Raw genomic sequence first — 18,570 nt, 5'->3', positions numbered from 1 at the left:
CTGGGTAAAGTGCTGATAGAAACGAATTTGATACCGACAGAAACGGGATTGGAGCTGATATCACATGTGTGGAATTGCGGGTTGGGTCGATTTTCAAAAGCAGCTCGTCCAAGAGAAACATATTATGAACAATATGATAGACACTCTTTCAAAACGAGGGCCTGATGATTCAAACGTCTGGGGAGAGCCCCATGTTTTATTCGGACATAAAAGACTTTCGGTCGTTGATATTGAAGGCGGCCGCCAGCCGATGGGCTGCACGCATCAAGGGGAAACGTACACCATCATTTATAATGGCGAGCTGTATAACACGGAAGAATTGCGGAGGGAGCTGCAGGCAAGGGGCCACCGTTTTGAGCGGACCTCTGATACAGAAGTGCTGCTGCACAGCTATATTGAGTGGCGGGAGGAGTGCGTTGACCGCTTAAACGGTATTTACGCTTTTGCCATCTGGGATGAAAAACGGGAGCGGCTGTTTGGGGCAAGAGACCGGCTCGGCGTCAAACCGTTTTTTTATAAAGAACACGGCTCTTCCTTTCTGTTTGGATCGGAATTGAAGGCCATCCTTGCCCATCCGGATGTGAAAGCCCGCACAGACAGCAGCGGACTTGCGGAAGTTTTCGGGCTTGGGCCGTCCAGAACACCGGGCTGCGGGGTATTTAAAGGAATTCACGAAGTGCGTCCCGCTCATGCGTTCACTTTTTCAAAGGACGGTTTGTCCATATGGCGTTATTGGAATGTAAAAAGCGAAAAGCATACAGACAGCTTCGATGACACCGCAGCTCACATTCGGTACTTATTTCAGGATGCAGTAACGCGCCAGCTCGTATCTGACGTGCCGGTTTGCACGTTTTTGTCCGGGGGGCTTGATTCGAGCGCAATTACCGCGATAGCCGCCGCTCATTTTGAGAAAGAAGGCAGAGATCCCCTCCATACTTATTCCATTGATTATGAGGAGAACGACAAATTCTTTAAAGCGAGTTCATTTCAGCCGAATGATGACGGCCCGTGGATCGATAAAATGACAGCTGCATTCGGCACACAGCACCATAAGTGTGTGATTACGCAGGATGAGCTTGTTGAACATCTGGAGGAATCCGTTCTCGTCAGAGACCTGCCGGGCATGGCGGATGTTGATTCCTCGCTGCTGTGGTTCTGCCGTGAAATTAAAAAAGATTTTGTCGTGAGTCTTTCCGGGGAATGCGCGGACGAAATTTTCGGCGGATATCCATGGTTTCACACCGCCGCGGAAGAAGACGGATTTCCTTGGATGAGATCCACTGAGGAGAGAATCACCCTCTTGGACGAAAAATGGCAAAAACGGCTGAACCTAAGAGAATACGTGAATGCGAGATATGAAGAAACCATTGCGGAAACGCCGCTGTTAGACGGTGAGACGGGAACAGACAAAGCGAGACGGCAGCTTTTCTACTTAAATATGCTTTGGTTTATGACAAATCTGCTCGACCGCAAAGACCGCATGAGCATGGGGGCAAGTCTGGAAGTGCGGGTGCCGTTCGCCGATCACAGACTTGTAGAATACGTCTGGAACATCCCTTGGGAAATGAAAATGCACGGCAACAGGGAAAAAGGCATTTTGCGGAAGGCGCTTGAAGGGCTGCTTCCGGAAGAGGTTCTGTACCGCAAAAAAAGCCCTTATCCGAAAACCCACCATCCGAAATACACACAAGGGGTCACAGAGTGGCTGAAAACGATTTTGCAGCATAAAGATTCCGTGCTTCACACCCTGCTGGACAGAAAGAAGCTGGAAATGCTGCTGGAGACAGAGGGTTCGTCTTTTCAGGTTCCGTGGTTCGGCCAGCTGATGAAAGGCCCGCAGCTGATCGCCCATCTTGCCCAGATCCATACATGGTTTGAGGCGTATCGTATCGATATAGAAGAATAACAGTGCCGCGACCGGTTTCCGCTGAGGATATCGGTCTTTTTATTGTGAAACATATGGTACACTAAAAAACAGAGGAGTGATACCATGACCGAATACGAAACATGCGCGCAGCTTGCCGAGGCGCACTTTCCTTTATATAAACGGATCTTTTCATCTCTGCCCCCAAAAAACAGAGGGGCCGCGTGGGCGGTGCTGGCTTTGTTTCATGAAGCTGAGCAGCTTGCGGATGTCCGGGAGTTTGAGGGATTTGAACAGGCAGCACAAGACTTTATGAACGGGACAGGCGCCGACGGCTTTTTGTGGAAAGCGCTCGCCGATGTGAAGCAGCAATTTGCACTCGAAGAAGAACCGTTACGTGAGTTTATCGCCGGTCAAAGGTCTGACAGAGAAAAAGAGACCTGCCAAGAGTTTGACGACCTGCTGATGTACGCGGGCCAAACAGGCGGAGCCCTCGGCCTGCTTCTGCTGCCGGTTTGCGCTCGCCGAAATCAAGAGAAACTCCGCCATGCAGCCGTTTCATTAGGAGCTGCCATTCAGCTGAGCCGGGTTCTCATCGGGGTCTGTGCGGATGAGCGGATGAAAAAGCGCCTTCCGCGTCAGGTGATGGCGCAATTCGGCTATACGGAAGAAGAGCTGGAGAACTGCACGATCAACAAAGCTTTTGTGAATGTATGGGAGTATATCGCATTCGAAGCCGAGGCGTATTTTGAGGAGGCGTCTGAAGAGCTGGAGCTGTTTCCGCTATACTCAAGGCCCGCCGTTACCGGTTTGCTGACTCATTACCGGTCAGAGCTCGAAAGCATGAGAAAACGGCTTTCTCAAGCATAAAAAAAACGCCCCGGCTTCATAATGAAGCTTCGGGCGTTTATGCAATCCCTTTTTGAATCCAAATCCGTGACCGCCATCTTCTGTACATGAGAATGCCTCTGACCCATTCATCCGCGATAAATGAAATCCAAATCCCCATAAGCCCCAATCCGAAATGGATGCCGAACAGGTAAGCGAGAGGCAGACCGATGCCCCACATGGAAATCATCGCCATATAGACGGGGAATTTTGCATCTCCGGCAGCCCGGAGCGAGTTGATGATAATGACATTAAATGAACGGCCGGGCTCAAGAATGATTGTCATGGCAATCAGCATGCTCGCCGTCGCAATAATATCAGGGCTGCTTGTGAAAATTCCGATCAGCTGCTTTGAAAACAAGGTCATGATAACCGATGTCATAGCGGCAATGCCAAGCGCCCAGTACAGGCTTTTCATACAGCGGTCATAAGCGTCGTCAAACTGTTTGGCGCCGATGTACCTGCTGATCAAAATCTGGGTGCCTTGGCTGATCGCCGTTCCGAACAGCAGGATAAACATGGTGATGTTTTGTGTATATACCTTTGTTGTAAGCGCCTGGGCGCCCATAATGGCGATAAAATAAGTGACAACCATTTGTGAAATGTTATAAGACAGCTGTTCACCTGCAGACGGAATCCCGATTTTTAGGAGTTTCCGCAAGTGCTCTTTATGAACGTGAAAGATCTTTTTCCATGTCAGACCGAGTCCGATGCGTTTTTTGACGATCACAATCATCGCGATCAGTCCGATGATCCGCGCGATGGACGTTGACATCGCAACTCCGGCGACGCCCAGCACCGGCAGGCCGAGCGGCCCGAAAATGACAAGAAAGTTTCCGGCAATATTTAATATATTCATTCCAATCGTAACGAACATCGTATCTTTCGTATGGCCGTAGCTTTTTAAAATGGCGCTGAACGTCATAATCAGTGCCTGAATAAATGACAGCCCGCCGACCACCTGCAAAAAGACTTTGGCATCCGGCATCAATTCATCGGAAAGTCCCATGACATGAAGCAGCGGAACAGCCGCGAAAAACACGGCGGCGCTGATGGCGAGACTGATGACGAAGTTCGCTCCTATCGATACATAAGCCACTTCCTGCGCTTCTTTTTTCTGTTTAGAGCCTAAAAACTGCGAAATCACAATTGTCGTACCCGTTGCGATAAAGCTGAACATCACGATAATTAAATTTAAGATCTGATTGCTGACGCCCACGGCCGCCACACTGTTGTCAGAGTATTGGCTAAGCATAAGAGTGTCGGCGTTTCCCATAAACATATATAATGAAACCTCAATAAAAATCGGCCAAGTCAGCGCGTATAATGAGAGTTTGTGATCAGAAGATTGTTTGAATGCAGCCCGTTTTAAAATCGCTTGTTTCATTTCTTTTAACCCCTTTCCTGACAAAATCAACGTTTAACAGTGTACCTCCATTTTCTTATAATAAAAAGGGAGAGAAACGAAACTTCTTGCAAAAATCCGACTTAAAAAGGAGGGCCGAAAATATGACCTTTCTCGAGTTCACAGTCCCTCCGTTCCCGGTCTTTATCGCTGCGGGAGAAGGGGTGTTCAAAAAAGGCGAAACCCATGTGAGACGGGTCTTCCCGGTGTTTGATCTGCTGTATGTGAAAGAAGGCGTCCTTCACATTACAGAAAGCGAAAACGCCTTTTCCGTTGAAGCCGGAGAATATATTCTGCTCTCTCCAGGCCTTGAACATTACGGAACAAAAGGCAGTGAAGAAACGACCTCCTATTCGTGGCTTCATTTTGAGGGAGCGGATTATGAGGTGACGGAAACAGCGGGTAACAACTGGGCGGAGCTGAGGCGGAAAAAAGGCAGTTTTGAAGAGCCGGCCCGCTACCGCCTGTCCTTGCCGCAAAAAGGAAAAGTGAGACGCCCGCAGTTTATGGCCGGGCAATTCAGTGTCCTGACAGATGATAGCGCTGAGAACTCCGACCTGCCGCTGAGAAAGCAAATTTTGTTTGAGGAGCTGCTGCTTCACCTTCAAAAGGAAGCGTTCCAAATCCCGTCCGCAAAGGAAAGAGTCGCATGGGAGGCCGCCCGGTACCTTCAGGAGCACTATCAGGAGAAAACAACCATCAAAGCGCTCTCTTCGGCTCTTCATTACAATCAAGACTATGTGACCCGCTGTATGCAGCAGGTGCTCGGCGTCACGCCCGGCCAGTATACGAACAAAGTCAGAATGACGGAGGCGAAGCGTCTTTTGTCCGCAACCAATGACAAAATGGGGGCGATCGCGGACGCCATCGGCATGGAGGACCCGACCTACTTTTCTAAGCTGTTTAAACAGATTGAAGGCATTTCGCCGCTTGAATACCGCAAATTCGTAAGCCGGAAAACGGACTGACCTAAAACCAGAGAACAGAAGAGGGATCAGCAAGCATGCCGATGCCACGATTAACTTGAAATCGGGATCGCAGCCACGGAATCTTTTAAAACCGGAAGGCCTGTAAAGCTTACCCCGGGCGCTTCCAGCTATGCCTTATGATAGATTCGAAGTAAAAAAGCAAAGGCTCAGCTGGCCTTTGCTTTTTTATGATTCGTATGAAAAAAAAATGTAGTCAGTCGGCACGCCTTTATATCCCATTTGATGAAGCATGGCGGTTATATTGCCGCGATGGTATGTGCCATGATTCACAACATGGCGGATCACATCGGCATATGTCGTCTGGAGCGATCCCAGTCGCGGATGGGAAATGGAGATCGGACTTTCCGGGTTCTCCAATTTTCTTAAAAATTCATTGTATTCTTTGTCCAGCTCAGCCATTCTATGTTCAATCGCCGCAAAATCTCCGCCGAGCTTTTCAAATTGGTCAAATTGCGAGACGATTTGTTCGTAAGTTTCTCCGTAAAGCACGTGAAGCCAGATGTAATCAGCCCGGTATATATGTACAAGCACGGCGTCCACAGTCGGAAAAACACTTTGCAGTTTCTGCTGTAAGCTTGCCGCCGGCACGGTCTTCAGATGCTGGATGACTTCCTTATTCGCCCATCTGTGATAGTGATAAAGCTTTACAATGTCTGACACTCCAATTCCCCCTTTTCCTTTCGATACATTCAACATGGCTTGGGAGAATCCCTTTTATCTGAGCAAAAGCGCCGCAAAATAAAAAGCCGCACCCCACATTACCAATGCCGAGCAGCCGGCCTCCTGTATCCGCCGTTTCGTTTGATAAAAGGTCACGTCACAATGGCCCCGAGCGCTTCTGCGAATGTAATGGCATGCGCCGGAGAGATTCGGCATCCTTTCAGCTTATCAAGTGAGACATGCAGGTGATCAAATGAGCACGTGCTGATATCCATGTTGAAAAGGGACGTGCCGATGAAGTTTGCGCCGTTCAGATCACATGCCTGAAGATCTGTGTGTTCAAACGCGGCATCATTCCACTCGCTTTCTGTAAGAGCGCACGTGTCGAACCGGACATGCTTCATATTGGAATAGCTGAAGGAGCTGTAATTTGCGAGGCAGTCTTCAAACTGTACGTTGCGCATGGCGGAATCGGCCAGATTCAAGCCGAGAAGTTTTGAATGCTGAAAGACCGTTCTATGGATGATGCTTCCGCTGAAATCTGCGTTTGAAACATCACATTTTTCAAACAAGACATCCGTACATTCCATATGTCTGAAAGAGACATCTGTAAAAACGGTATTTCTGAAAATGACTTTTTCGGCGCGCAGGCCGTGCAGTTTGCCGCTTATGATGCCGTTTTCAATGATAGCTTCTTTGATCTGATCGTCTTGAAGCGCTTCAGCGAAAGAAAGCACCGGCAGCTCTTTCGGGATTTTCGGTTTTTGGATCGTATTCATCTCATACTCCCTTTTCATAAAAAATAGCTGATCAGCAGTTGACAGATATCGTTTCATACCCGGTGTCCTTGCCGAATTGCATGTTGCTTTATGAACAAAGGGTAATAAAAAAGCGGAGAGGCGTCAATACGGAAGCTGATGAAAAAGCCCTCAGAGGATGCTTCTCTGGGGGCTTTTTCTGTTTCAGGAGAGTTCTTTATACATGATCACATGGGGGCCGATGCCGGGTATGTCAAAGGGGCCGCCGGTGCTTTGCCAGCCGAGCTTTTTGTAATATCCCTTTACGTGACATCTGGCGTTGCACCAGACAAGCGCCGCCATGCCGCGCGGTACGCCGTGTCTTCTGCTGTGATAAAAAGCCGCCTGTCACATCAGGCGGCTTCTTGATTATCAATGCAAATATACATCGGCCCGTTTTTCATCCTTTTGCTTAATATAAGCAGCAAGCTCTGACGTCAAATCAGAACGGAGAAACGGGGTGATTAAATAAATTCCGTTGAACAATTCGCACGCCGTGTCAAGAAGCGACTTGGCGATGGCGAGGCCCTCGGCTTTCTGCTTCCGTTTGTCTTCGCCGGCGAGCGCCATTTTTTCGCGGATGCTGTCAGACAGCTTAATGCCCGGGATTTCATGATGAATGAACTCTGCATTGCGGCTGCTCGTTAACGGCATGATTCCGATATACACCGGTGTTTTGAGATGTTTTGTTTCATGATGAATGTCAATGAGCTGCTGCTCTGAGTAGACAGGCTGAGACACGAAGTAGTCAGCGCCGCACTCGATTTTTTTCTCCAGCCGTTTTACGGCCTTATCCAAATGACGGACATTCGGGTTAAACGCCCCGGCTACGGAAAAGTTTGTTTTCTTGCCGAGCGGTTTCCCCGATAAAGAAATGCCCTCGTTGAATTGTTTAATCAGCCTGATCAAGTCAAAGGACGTTAAATCATAGACGGAGGTAGCCCCCGGAAAGTCGCCGATTTTTGAAGGATCGCCGGTGATAGCTAAAATGTCGGTAAGCCCGAGCGTATCCAGCCCCATTAAATGTGACTGAAGGCCGATGATGTTGCGGTCTCTGCATGTAATATGGACGAGAGAACGGATATCAAGGCGCTCTTTCAGCAATGAACCGCAGGCGGCATTGCTGATTCTCGGTGTTGCCAATGAATTGTCGGCGAGCGTCAGCGCTTCTATGCCGGTTTCCTTTAATTCAGCCGCCGCTTGCAGAAATTTGTCAAAATTCAATTTTTTCGGCGGGTCAAGCTCTACGATAATTGACCGTTTTTGCGCGGCGATTTCGTTTAAACCCGGCTCGGTCCGTTCATCCCGGACTGAGATGACTTCTTCTTCCCGTCTGATTTTCACTTCTTTATCAGTGACCGGTGAAAGTCCGCGAACCGCTTCAGCCATGGCTCTGATATGATTGGGCGTCGTGCCGCAGCAGCCGCCGATAATGCGAGCGCCCTGAGTACGGAATTGTACGGCGCTTTCCCTGAAATAGGCATCGTCCGTATCATAAACAAGCCGGCCTTCTTCTAAGGACGGAAGGCTGCTGTTTGGATAGACCGATAAATAAGCGTCACGGAAAATCGGCACTTCGGTGAGCGCTTCAATCATGTGGTACGGGCCGAGCCGGCAATTAATTCCCGTTATATCAGCGCCGAGATCGGCAATTGACCTGAGAGCTTCCCGAAGCGGCGTTCCGTCCTGAAGCACGCCCTGTTCGTGCATGGATACGTTCAGCATGATCGGAAGTTCCGTTTCTTTTCTGGCGATCTTCAGCACTTCGCGCGCCTCTTCTAAATCATAGTATGTTTCCAAAAGCAGGCCGTCCGGCTCTTCGTGCAGCAATAAATAAAGCTGCTCCCGAAAGCTGCGTTTAATCTCTTCAAGGCTGTAGGCGTTTTTGTTAAAGGTGCGGATGCCGCCCATCGTTCCCAATACATAAGCGCCGTCTGAGGAAGCGCGCGCGATTCTGACCGCCTCCTGATTGATTTTTTTCGTTTCATCCTCAAGGCCGTATCTGGAGAGCTTAATAAAATTCGCGCCGTACGTGTTCGTCTGGATGATATCTGCACCGGCTTCCACGTATGCCTTATGTATCCGCTTGATCTCATCGGGCTTAGATACATTCAGTTCCTCAAAACATCTGTCAATGCCGTAGGAGTAGAGGAGAGTGCCCATCGCGCCGTCTCCGATTAAAATCCGTTCTTCTAAGTCTTGTAATAGTCCCATTGTTTGCCTCCTTCATCACATTCAGCAAGGAAAAAAGAGAAATAAAAAAAGTCTTCTTAAGAAGAAGACTTTGTAATCATTTGTCTCTCTTCTTATCTTCCAAGCTGTTTTTAGCTTGCTGGATTTAGCACCTTGGTCATGGTTTGGGTAAACCACTACACCGGTTGCTGAAGCGTCGTCGGGCCAGTCCCTCGGCTTCTCTTGATAAGAACGTTCATGTAATTGTCATGGGTTTCCAAAACTTAACTGTGAAAATCCCTTTCTCCAAATTTACCGAAAATAGAGACAATAATCAATAGGAATCACATAATTTATCTGAAATTAATAAATTGAACGTCAATCGGCAGGTCTGCTCCGCGGACGGCTGCAATAATCTGCTGCAGATCATCTTTATTTTTTCCGGTGACGCGCACTTGGTCGTCCTGAATCTGCGACTTAACCTTCAAGCCGGAGTTTTTAATCACCGCGTTGATTTTTTTTGCGTTGTCTTTATCAATGCCCTGTACAAGCTTCGCGCGCTGGCGCACCGTGCCTCCCGATGCATTTTCGATTTTGCCGTATTCAATGTTTTTCGTTGGCACGTCCCGTTTAATCAGCTTGCCGCTCAGCACATCCTTGAGCTGATTCAATTTAAACTCATCATCAGAAATCAGAACAAGTTCTTCCTTTTCTAAAGTCACATCGCTTTTAGATCCTTTAAAGTCATAGCGCGTGCCGATTTCTTTCAGCGTCATCTGAATCGCATTCTGCACTTCAGGAAATTCAACTTTGGATACAATATCAAAAGAACTTTCTTTTGCCATGAGAAAACCTCCTATAACATTTCACTTATGTGTTGATTATAGTAGAATAAAGAGAAATGTCCAACAGCACAAAGCATGAATTTGTGCGAATTGGAAAAAATGAGAAAAACATCAGCCTCTGACGGGCGAAGCAGGAAGGACGATAACATGAAACCAGGGCAGCAGCTCACGCTTAGTATAGATCACCAGACCGATTTCGGTTATTTTTTAACGGACGGCGAGGATACGGTTCTTTTACATAACAGTGAAATCACGGAGGATATCGAAGACAGAGATGAAGTGGACGTATTTATTTACGTCGACCATCAGGAAAGACTCGCGGCGACAATGAAAAAGCCGCTCATCAGCTTTTATGATTACGGATGGGTGGAAGTGACGGACGCAGTGGAAGATATGGGCGTATTCGTCGACGTCGGTTTGTCGAAAGACGCGCTTGTCGCAACGGAGCATCTTCCTCCGTACAAATCCGTCTGGCCGCAAAAAGGCGACAGACTGTATTGCATGCTGAAGGTGACAAGCCGCGGACGCATGTTTGCCAAGCCGGCGCCTGAGGATATCATCAGTGAATTATTTACGGATGCAGAGGAAGACGTCATGAATAAAGACTTGACAGGCACGGTGTACAGACTGATCGCATCTGGCTCTTTTCTGATTACAGATGAAGGCATCCGCGCATTTATTCACCCTTCAGAAAGAAAGGAAGAGCCGAGACTCGGCAGCCGCGTGACAGGGCGTGTCATCGAGGTGAAGGAAGACGGCTCCGTCAACATGTCGCTGCTGCCGAGAAAGCAGGACGCGCTTTCGGTTGACGCAGAAGAGATTCTGACCTATTTGAGATCAAGAAACGGCGCAATGCCTTACGGAGACAAAAGCCATCCTGACGATATCCGCGAACGGTTTCATTTAAGCAAATCCGCCTTTAAGCGGGCGCTCGGGCACCTGATGAAAAACGGCAAAGTGTATCAGGAAAACGGCTGGACATACGAAAAACAATAAATGTTCTGCAAAAACATCGGTGAACAAAAACCGATGTTTTTTATTTCCTCAAAATCCGCTGTATCCTGTATTTATTTATCAGGTCCGCCGGGTTACTTTGTAACGGGCGCACTTATGGCCGTACAGAAAAACAGCCCTCTTTTTCCAAGGTAAGAGGGCTGTTTTGCATTTACAGATGGTCCGGTTTTTTTGAATTCTGGTTTTTTCCCGCCTGCCGGTTTTTTTCGGCAAGCCGGTTCTTTTTTTGATTTAAGGCGTTATTATCCAGCGGTTTTTTGTCATCATCTTTCATGCGGCAAAGCCTCCCTTCTTTACGATAGGATGCCCGCCGGCATTGGAAATTATGGCTTCAGGAAAAAAATCGCGAGCGTTCCCGGCCCGGAGTGGGCGCCGATGGCGGAACCGATTGAATGAAGAATGATCTCTTTCGGACCGAACGCATCTTCAATCATCTCTTTCATGCGAAGCGCCGTCTCTTCATTGTCGGCATAGCTGATTCCGACCGCTTGATCCGGCCAATCGCCGCCTTCTTCCTTCATCATTTCTAAAATCCGTTTAAACAGTTTCTTCTGTCCGCGCAATTTTTCGAGCGGCACGAGTCTGCCGTCAGCCACATGCAGGATCGGTTTGATGTTCAAAAGCCCGCCGACAAAAGCGGACGTTTTTGAAATCCTGCCGCCCCGCGCGAGATAAGCGACATCATCGACCGTAAATATATGTTTCATCCGTGCGCAAAAGTTCTTTACAGACGTTTCGATTTCTTGTATTGTATTCCCGTTAACACAGAGTGTTTGCGCATGCATCACCGCGAGGCCGCATCCCAATGAAGCACATTTGGAATCTACAATCCGTAAATCAAAATCGGGAAATTCCTCTTTGATTTCATTGGCGACCATCACGGCCGTCTGATAAGTGCCGGAAAGACCTGAAGAAAAGGCAATGTAAATCGCCGGCTCTCCCAGTTCCGCGTATTGTAAAAATACTTTTTTTATCGTATCCGGTGATGCCTGGGATGTTTTCGGGACTTTCCCATCCCGCATCGCTTGAAATATATGATCCGCCTGAATAGTGACCGCGTCCTCATATTCGTTTCCGTCGAGTGTTACGTGCAGCGGAATGAACCCGATCCGGTTTTCTTCAATGTAAGATTTCGGCAGATCAGAGGCGCTGTCAGCAATAAGGTGAACTGTCATCATAATTCCCTTCTTTCCATTTGGTGAGAGTGATGCCAACTATATCATATAAATGTGGCAAAATAGTGTTCAAAACTTTGTTTTAAGGGAAAAGCTAATAATGAAAATGAGCGGAGGAGCAAGCCATGGTACTTGAACAAGTAAAAAAATTAGCAATCGTCGTCATCGGCGCGTTTCTATATGCGGCGGGGCTGAATTTATTTCTGATACCGGCGAATGTATATGCCAGCGGTTTTACCGGTGTCGCCCAGCTGCTGTCAAGCGTCGTTGATCAATACGCCCCTTTTTATATTTCGACAGGAGTTCTCATGTTCCTCTTAAACATTCCCATCGGTGTGTTAGGGTGGCTGAAAGTCGGCAGATCATTCACTGTATACAGCATATTAAGTGTAGCGCTGACGTCCGTCTTTATGGGAATTCTCCCGGAAATGAGACTGTCGCACGATATTCTCCTGAATACCGTATTCGGAGGAGTCATCTCAGCCATCGGCATCGGTTTAACGCTGAAATTCGGCGCGTCTACAGGGGGTCTTGATATCGTGTCGATGGTGCTGGCCAAATGGAAGGATAAACCGGTCGGCACGTATTTCTTCATTTTGAACGGGATTATCATTTTGACGGCAGGATTATTGCAAGGATGGGAGAAAGCATTATATACCCTTGTCGCTCTTTATGTCACAACAAGGGTGATTGACGCCATTCATACCCGCCACATGAAACTGACCGCTATGATCGTTACGAAAAAAGCCGATGAAATCAAAGAAGCGATTTACGGAAAAATGGTCCGCGGCATTACGACGGTGCCGGCAAAAGGCGCTTACACAAACGAACAGAAAGAAATGATGATTATCGTCATCACGCGGTACGAATTGTATGATCTTGAGAAAATCGTGAAAGAGGTCGACCCGAAAGCCTTCACAAACATCGTGCAAACGACGGGGATCTTTGGTTTCTTCAGAAAAGACTGATAGGAGCGGATAGAATGAAGTGGCTGTTTGGCCTGTTATTACCGGTCATTTTACTGATCGGGTGCAGCAGTCAATCCGGGCAGAAGGAGCCCGCTGAGGAGGTATCCGGAGAGATGAATGAACAGCAAGCGGAATTAGCCGTAAATCCTGTGCAGACGGATCAGCAGATCGAATTTCAAATGTCTTTAAAAAACAAAAGCGAAAGTCCGATTGATTTCACATTCAGCTCAGGGCAGAAATTCGAATTGACCGTACATGATCAACAGAACAAAGAACTGTACCGTTATTCAAAAGACAGAATGTTTACCCAGGCGTTTCAGACCATGACCTTAATGCCGAATGAAACGTATGACTTTTCAGATGTGTGGAAAAACGCGTCCGGACCGGGGACATACACGGTCACCGTGACGTTTTTAGGAAAGTCCGATCAGATCGGAAAAAGACTGAAAACGGTAAAAACATTTGAAGTAAAATAAAAAAGCGGCGCCCTCGTCCAGACGGGGCGCCTTTTTTTATTGCAATTTCTCCAGCTGATCCTGAAATTGGTGCAGCTGCTGACGTTCTGCATCCGTCGAATTGGCGTACGCGGAAGACACGGCATTTTTGGCGCGTGAGACAGCTTTTTCCCGGTCGCCGTCTTCGAAACCATTAGCAATCATGACAGCCTGCTGGACAAATGACTTGGCTTGAGAGAACAGTTCGTTTCTCATTAAAAGTCAACCTGTCTTTCGGCTGCGTCTTTTGCTGCATCATGCTGTGCTTCCTCTAATGTAGACCGATATGGAAATCTTGCGTCATGAAGACTGACAGAGTCCTTGCCTTGCTGAATAAACCGTTTTGATTTGTTTCGTTTACCCATTGCAATGTCCCCCTTCCATATTTAGACGAGATGAGTCGTCTGTTTTAGTATGGGCGGAAGGCTTCGGGTTATGAGCGGGAAAATCTCATAGGGAGAAATAGGATTTTAAAAACCCGGCGATTCCGTCCGCTTCATTTGAACCCGTGACGCGGTCAGCAGCCTGTTTGACTTCATCTGTGCCGTTTCCCATCGCGACGCCGCACCCGGCGAACCGGAGCATTTCAAGATCGTTGTCTTCGTCGCCGAACGCGATGATCCGTTCTCTCGGCACTTGGTAATAGTCGCTGATTTTCTTCAATCCGACCGCTTTATTCATCCCGTGTTTAATAATTTCAATCACATGCCACGGAGCTGCCCATCTTCTGTGGTCAATGACCTCGGCGTGCACATCGGATAAATGCGCGCGTATGTGCGCCACGTCCTCTTCCTTCGCGTGAATCAATACGGACGTCACATCCTCTTTGACCGTTTCACGCAGATCACCGAACGTGACATTCGCCGTATTCATATGAAACGCCTCGATTAAATGCTCATCATGATAATGAAAATACACATCATCAATGACCTCAGCGAGCACATTATGTATTTGATAGGTCTCTGTAAGTTCGGCAAGCTGTCTGACCACATCGACAGATAAAGACGTATGATAGCGTCCCCATGACTCGTCTTTCGGATGGTGGACAAAAGCCCCGTTAAAATTGACAATCGGTGTTGTCAGCCCAAGCTCGTCATAATACATCGAACTGGAACGGAAAGGGCGGCCGGTTGAGATGCAGACATGATGGCCCGCTTCTTTCAGCGTCTGAATCGTCCGTGCCGTTTCAGGGGAAATGGTTTTATCATCTTTTAATAATGTTCCATCCAGATCTAAGGCGATGAGATAAGGTTTTGTCTCCATAAATAACTCCTTTTGTCATATGATTTGCTGTTTTTATCTTATGTACAGTGTAGCTTTTTACCATCTTTATTGTCTACATGTTACACTTATGATTAGGGTTATCCTAAGGAGGGAGTCAACGTGATTCTTATTGATCATCAAACCGTATCAGGCATTCCGTTTTTACATATTGTAAAAGAAGAAAATCGGGACCGTCCCGCTCCCCTTGTTTTCTTTATTCACGGTTTTACAAGCGCGAAGGAACATAATCTTCATTTCGCTTACCTGCTTGCTGAAAAGGGCTTCAGAGCCGTGCTGCCGGAAGCTCTTTACCACGGTGAACGCGCTGAACAGCTGTCAGCGGAAGAGCTCGCCGTCCATTTTTGGGACATTGTATTAAATGAAATCGAGGAGCTTGACGTGCTGAAAAAGGATTTTGAAACGCGCGGTCTGATTGAAGACGGGCGGATCGGTCTTGCGGGCACGTCAATGGGCGGGATAACGACATTCGGCGCGATGGCTGCGTATGATTGGGTCAAAGCCGGGGTCAGTCTGATGGGAAGCCCGAACTACACGGCGTTTTTTCAGCAGCAGATTGACCACATTCAAAAGCAGAATATCGATATTGACGTCACAAAAGAACAAGTCGATGAACTGTTTGCGCGGCTTAAACCGTTTGATCTCAGTCTGGAGCCGGAAAAACTCCGCAGCCGACCGCTGTTGTTCTGGCACGGCGTTCAGGACAAAGTCGTACCGTATGCACCGACCCGAGGCTTTTATGAGTCAATTAAACCGCATTACAGCAGCCGGCCGGAGCATCTTCAGTTTCTGAAAGACGAACGGGCTGATCATAAAGTCCCGAGATACGCCGTTTTAGAAACAGTCGCCTGGTTCGATAAGCATTTATAAAGCACAAAGGTGTTAACAAAAGCCGTTTTTACGTTATACTGAGGAAAAAGGAGTGATGGAACGTGGAAGAAGCATTAAAAGAAAACATCATGGGCGCCTTGGAGCAGGTCGTTGACCCTGAGCTCGGCGTCGATATCGTCAACCTCGGCCTCGTATACGACGTCGATATGGATGACGACGGCCTGACGCACGTTACAATGACACTGACATCAATGGGGTGCCCGCTCGCTCCGATCATCGTCGACGAGGTGAAAAAAGCGCTCGCTGACATTCCGGATGTAAAAGAGACCGAGGTTCACATCGTCTGGAATCCGCCGTGGACGAGAGACAAAATGTCACGCTACGCGAAAATCGCATTAGGGATTCAGTAATAAGAAAATGCACCCCGGATTTTAGGTACACCCTAAAGTTTGGAGGTGCTTTTCTTTTGTCTGCATAAAACCTTTATATATAAAACGTCATATGGGGTTTATCTTTTTTGTAATAAGACAATCTGTCTTGGAGTGTGCCTGTATGGAATTCAAATTTATGTCCATCGGGATCAGTAAAATAAATTGATTTTTGATCCTGCTGATCTCTGGGCCGTCCGTTTAATATATTTACATTTAGATTTTCTAACCTTTGATGTATTGCATCAAAATCGCTTGGATCAATTGAAAAAGCCGTATGTGTGTAGGATTTATGTATTTCATTTCTTGGAATATCTGCCTCTAAGTTCAGCGCAAGCCAAAGCCCATTCAGATCAAAATATGCTGTTTTTTGCCCTTTAACCAGGAGCTGTGCATGAAATACTTTTTCATAAAATTCTATGGATTTTTCCAAATTTGAAACAGAAAAAAGAAGATGATTGATTCCTTTTATGTTCACGTTCCCACCTCATTTAACATGTTTATAATATATAAAGATGATATACCAAAAATTTTCGGCTGGCCATAGCAGGCCGGCGTGCGGAAAAAAGGACAAATCACTAAAAAACTCCGAGTGTTCCAGCATTCGGGGTTTTTTTCGGTATCGGGATAAAAAGGAAAAAAGAGGGCGAAGTCGTGATATAATAGACCAGCTGCACGCGAGGGAGGAACATATGAAGAAAAAAATACTTCTCATTATCCTTAGCATCCTTGTTTATACGGCGCTGTTCGCTGTTTCTGTCTTCCACAAAGAGCGGCATCAGCAGGCGGAAACAATGACGGATGTCAGCCGTCTCATGCCGGTGAAAATTAAGCAGACGGTCAAAGGAAAAGAGAAAGAAACTTTGGTCGAAACGATTAAGGAAGCAAAGAGAAAGCATCTGAAGATCTCGATCGCAGGCGCCCAGCATTCAATGGGCGGCCAGACGTATTATGAAGACGGTATCGTTCTCGACATGACGGGGTACAACAAAATACTCGGTCTCGACCGAAAGAAAAAAATCATCAGAGTGCAGGCGGGGGCGACGTGGAATGATATTCAGCGGTATGTCAATCCGTACGGGCTTGCGGTAAAGGTCATGCAGTCGCAAAACATCTTTACGATCGGCGGCTCACTGAGCGCCAACGCTCACGGCCGGGATATCCGGTACGGCTCGCTGATTGATACGGTTAAATCGTTTCATCTTTTAAAGGCGGACGGCAAAATCGTTACGGTCAACCCGAAAGATGACCTGTTTTCAGCCGTCATCGGCGGGTACGGCCTGTTCGGTGTGATTCTTGACGCAGATATTGAGCTGACAGAAGATGAGCTATACGAAATGAAAACGAAACGCATGAACGCTGATACATACAGTCAATATTTTACCCGGCATGTACAGCACAATCCTGCCGTGCGCATGCATCTTGCGCGGATCGCTACAGGGGATAAAGGCTTTTTGCACGATATGTATGTGACTGATTACACGCTCTCAGACAATCAGACTGAATTAAAGCAGCACAATGAACTGAAAGAAGATGAGCATCCGGCGCTGACGAAATTCGCGCTCGGTCTCTCCCGCCGGTATGACTGGGGAAGAAATTGGCTCTGGTCGGCCCAGCAGTCTTATTTTCTCAGCCAAAACGGCGTGAAAATCTCAAGGAATAATGTCATGAGGTCAGAATCGAAATTTTTGGAGTATGAAAACACAGACAACACCGACGTGCTTCAGGAATACTTCGTGCCTGTCGGCGAATTTGCGCCGTACATTCATGATTTGCGCACGGCGCTGTCACACGAAGATCTCAATCTCGTAAATATTACGATCCGCTACGTGCAAAAAAATGAAAAAGCCGACCTGTCATATGCAAAGGATGATATGTTTTCGCTCGTTCTATTAATCAATGAAGGGTTTTCAAAAGACAGCCAGGCGAGTGCGGCGCGGATCGTCAGAAAAATGACGGACACGGCATTGCGCCACGGCGGCAGCTATTATCTGCCGTATATGCTGTACCAAACGAAAGAGCAGATGCGTGATGCGTATCCGAAGACCGACATGTTCTTTCAGAAAAAGCGCAAGTATGATCCGGATGACTTGTTTATGAATTATTTTTATCAGAGGTACAAATCATGAAACACAATCATTTAAAATGGCTGATCCTGTCTCAGAGCAGTGTCTTTTTTGCCGGCAGCCTGATCTTTCCTTTTTATATTTTATTTATTAAAAACATCGGTTCCAGCTACACGCAATTCGGTTTGTCATACGGCTTGTTCGGCCTGAGCGGCGCTTTGATCCATCCGCTGCTCGGCCGGCTGTCGGCAAGACTTGATCCCCGCTGGTTCCTTATGGCGAATTCGTGGGGCATGGCGGTGCTTCTCCTGACGCTCCCGCACATCACCGGCGTGCACCAGGTTTATGTTGTGCAGGTGCTTTTGGGCCTGTTCGGCGCCATGCAAAAACACGGCGAAAAAATAGTGATCGCCGATTATACCGACGGCGGGGAGCGGGGGAAAAAAGTCGGCAGCTATCATTTTTGGACGGCCGTATTTTCCGCTGCCGCCATCATTCTGGGCGGCTTTCTCGCTGACTTCTTTACGGTTCACATTATTTTTTATGCAAGCTCTGTGCTGTTTTTTATAAGCGGGCTGATGATGCTGAAGAAAACAGGCTGATTGAATCAGCCTGTTTTTTTGTCGGCAAAAACAGATGGAAAATGAATAAAAAATATTAAATATACAATTGAATTAATTTTTATTCATGTTA

The 18,570-nt window shown here is 47.4% G+C and carries 21 protein-coding genes, 1 pseudogene and 1 riboswitch; of the genes and pseudogenes, 10 read left to right on the top strand and 12 right to left on the bottom strand.

Going from position 1 to position 18,570, the window contains the following annotated elements; all coding sequences use genetic code 11:
* Positions 1–64 precede the first annotated feature (64 nt).
* A complete protein-coding gene (gene asnB / locus Y79_RS0114150) occupies positions 65–1,906 on the top strand; it encodes an asparagine synthase (glutamine-hydrolyzing) (protein WP_016938277.1) in 1,842 nt (613 codons plus the stop codon).
* Positions 1,907–1,990: 84 nt separating this feature from the next.
* Positions 1,991–2,734, top strand: coding sequence for a squalene/phytoene synthase family protein (locus Y79_RS0114145; RefSeq protein WP_016938276.1), 744 nt, complete (start codon positions 1,991–1,993; stop codon positions 2,732–2,734).
* A 37-nt stretch (positions 2,735–2,771) separates the two neighbouring features.
* Here the strand turns inward: Y79_RS0114145 and Y79_RS0114140 are convergent, their stop codons facing one another.
* Entirely contained in the window at positions 2,772–4,139 is a 1,368-nt protein-coding gene (locus tag Y79_RS0114140) for an MATE family efflux transporter (protein ID WP_029575328.1), read from the bottom strand.
* Positions 4,140–4,261: 122 nt separating this feature from the next.
* Here Y79_RS0114140 and Y79_RS0114135 point away from each other — a divergent pair, with 122 nt between their 5' ends.
* A complete protein-coding gene (locus tag Y79_RS0114135; protein ID WP_016938274.1) occupies positions 4,262–5,125 on the top strand; it encodes an AraC family transcriptional regulator in 864 nt (287 codons plus the stop codon).
* Between the two features lie 186 nt (positions 5,126–5,311).
* On the opposite strand, the gene Y79_RS0114130 is transcribed toward Y79_RS0114135, so the two are convergent.
* The 5 genes and pseudogenes from Y79_RS0114130 to Y79_RS0114110 all read right to left on the bottom strand — a co-directional run bounded on the left by Y79_RS0114130 (position 5,312) and on the right by Y79_RS0114110 (position 9,620).
* Positions 5,312–5,806 carry a DinB family protein gene (locus Y79_RS0114130; protein WP_029575327.1) on the bottom strand — a complete coding sequence of 165 codons (495 nt, stop codon included), beginning with the start codon at positions 5,804–5,806 and terminating at the stop codon, positions 5,312–5,314.
* Between the two features lie 152 nt (positions 5,807–5,958).
* Positions 5,959–6,585, bottom strand: coding sequence for a pentapeptide repeat-containing protein (locus Y79_RS0114125; RefSeq protein WP_016938273.1), 627 nt, complete (start codon positions 6,583–6,585; stop codon positions 5,959–5,961).
* A 183-nt stretch (positions 6,586–6,768) separates the two neighbouring features.
* Positions 6,769–6,897 (bottom strand): annotated as a pseudogene (locus tag Y79_RS1000000121745) (GNAT family N-acetyltransferase); the annotation flags it as partial.
* A 78-nt stretch (positions 6,898–6,975) separates the two neighbouring features.
* Positions 6,976–8,817: a bifunctional homocysteine S-methyltransferase/methylenetetrahydrofolate reductase gene (locus tag Y79_RS0114115; protein ID WP_016938271.1), complete on the bottom strand. Its 1,842-nt coding sequence runs from the start codon at positions 8,815–8,817 to the stop codon at positions 6,976–6,978.
* 89 nt (positions 8,818–8,906) lie between these two features.
* Positions 8,907–9,028: riboswitch (SAM riboswitch) on the bottom strand.
* 100 nt (positions 9,029–9,128) lie between these two features.
* Positions 9,129–9,620, bottom strand: coding sequence for a YajQ family cyclic di-GMP-binding protein (locus Y79_RS0114110; protein WP_012117263.1), 492 nt, complete (start codon positions 9,618–9,620; stop codon positions 9,129–9,131).
* A 99-nt stretch (positions 9,621–9,719) separates the two neighbouring features.
* Between Y79_RS0114110 and Y79_RS0114105 the strand changes: the two genes are divergently transcribed.
* Positions 9,720–10,616 (top strand): CvfB family protein, encoded by an 897-nt coding sequence (locus Y79_RS0114105; protein ID WP_173363135.1) that lies wholly within the window; start codon positions 9,720–9,722, stop codon positions 10,614–10,616.
* Between the two features lie 169 nt (positions 10,617–10,785).
* Here Y79_RS0114105 and Y79_RS1000000121300 read toward each other — a convergent pair whose 3' ends face one another.
* Positions 10,786–10,908, bottom strand: a complete 123-nt coding sequence (locus Y79_RS1000000121300) for a hypothetical protein (protein WP_016938268.1) — start codon at positions 10,906–10,908, stop codon at positions 10,786–10,788.
* A 49-nt stretch (positions 10,909–10,957) separates the two neighbouring features.
* Positions 10,958–11,809: a DegV family protein gene (locus Y79_RS0114090; RefSeq protein ID WP_016938267.1), complete on the bottom strand. Its 852-nt coding sequence runs from the start codon at positions 11,807–11,809 to the stop codon at positions 10,958–10,960.
* Between the two features lie 125 nt (positions 11,810–11,934).
* On the opposite strand from Y79_RS0114090, the gene Y79_RS0114085 reads away from it, so the two are divergent.
* Positions 11,935–12,777, top strand: coding sequence for a YitT family protein (locus Y79_RS0114085; protein ID WP_003155101.1), 843 nt, complete (start codon positions 11,935–11,937; stop codon positions 12,775–12,777).
* Between the two features lie 14 nt (positions 12,778–12,791).
* Positions 12,792–13,253, top strand: coding sequence for a BsuPI-related putative proteinase inhibitor (locus Y79_RS0114080; protein WP_016938266.1), 462 nt, complete (start codon positions 12,792–12,794; stop codon positions 13,251–13,253).
* A 36-nt stretch (positions 13,254–13,289) separates the two neighbouring features.
* Here the strand turns inward: Y79_RS0114080 and Y79_RS0114075 are convergent, their stop codons facing one another.
* From Y79_RS0114075 to Y79_RS0114065, 3 genes are all read right to left on the bottom strand, one after another.
* Positions 13,290–13,487: a DUF3813 domain-containing protein gene (locus tag Y79_RS0114075; protein ID WP_013351795.1), complete on the bottom strand. Its 198-nt coding sequence runs from the start codon at positions 13,485–13,487 to the stop codon at positions 13,290–13,292.
* Positions 13,487–13,636, bottom strand: a complete 150-nt coding sequence (locus Y79_RS1000000121525) for a hypothetical protein (RefSeq protein WP_016938265.1) — start codon at positions 13,634–13,636, stop codon at positions 13,487–13,489. The genes Y79_RS0114075 and Y79_RS1000000121525 overlap by 1 nt, the downstream gene beginning before the upstream one ends.
* Before the next feature lie 85 nt (positions 13,637–13,721).
* Positions 13,722–14,534, bottom strand: a complete 813-nt coding sequence (locus Y79_RS0114065) for a Cof-type HAD-IIB family hydrolase (RefSeq protein WP_016938264.1) — start codon at positions 14,532–14,534, stop codon at positions 13,722–13,724.
* A gap of 120 nt (positions 14,535–14,654) precedes the next feature.
* Between Y79_RS0114065 and Y79_RS0114060 the strand changes: the two genes are divergently transcribed.
* Together Y79_RS0114060 and Y79_RS0114055 are read left to right on the top strand one after the other, a co-directional pair.
* Positions 14,655–15,422 carry a prolyl oligopeptidase family serine peptidase gene (locus Y79_RS0114060; RefSeq protein ID WP_016938263.1) on the top strand — a complete coding sequence of 256 codons (768 nt, stop codon included), beginning with the start codon at positions 14,655–14,657 and terminating at the stop codon, positions 15,420–15,422.
* 62 nt (positions 15,423–15,484) lie between these two features.
* Entirely contained in the window at positions 15,485–15,793 is a 309-nt protein-coding gene (locus Y79_RS0114055; protein WP_003155088.1) for a metal-sulfur cluster assembly factor, read from the top strand.
* A gap of 73 nt (positions 15,794–15,866) precedes the next feature.
* On the opposite strand, the gene fosM is transcribed toward Y79_RS0114055, so the two are convergent.
* Positions 15,867–16,289: a FosM family fosfomycin resistance protein gene (gene fosM, locus Y79_RS0114050; protein ID WP_016938262.1), complete on the bottom strand. Its 423-nt coding sequence runs from the start codon at positions 16,287–16,289 to the stop codon at positions 15,867–15,869.
* A 214-nt stretch (positions 16,290–16,503) separates the two neighbouring features.
* On the opposite strand from fosM, the gene Y79_RS0114045 reads away from it, so the two are divergent.
* Both Y79_RS0114045 and Y79_RS0114040 read left to right on the top strand, forming a co-directional pair.
* Entirely contained in the window at positions 16,504–17,940 is a 1,437-nt protein-coding gene (locus Y79_RS0114045) for an FAD-binding oxidoreductase (RefSeq protein ID WP_016938261.1), read from the top strand.
* Positions 17,937–18,479, top strand: coding sequence for an MFS transporter (locus Y79_RS0114040; RefSeq protein ID WP_016938260.1), 543 nt, complete (start codon positions 17,937–17,939; stop codon positions 18,477–18,479). The genes Y79_RS0114045 and Y79_RS0114040 overlap by 4 nt, the downstream gene beginning before the upstream one ends.
* Positions 18,480–18,570: the final 91 nt, after the last annotated feature.

It is taken from the genome of Bacillus siamensis KCTC 13613 (assembly GCF_000262045.1).
GTDB classification, from domain to species: Bacteria; Bacillota; Bacilli; order Bacillales; family Bacillaceae; genus Bacillus; species Bacillus siamensis.
This window is presented reverse-complemented; position numbering and strand designations above follow the sequence as displayed.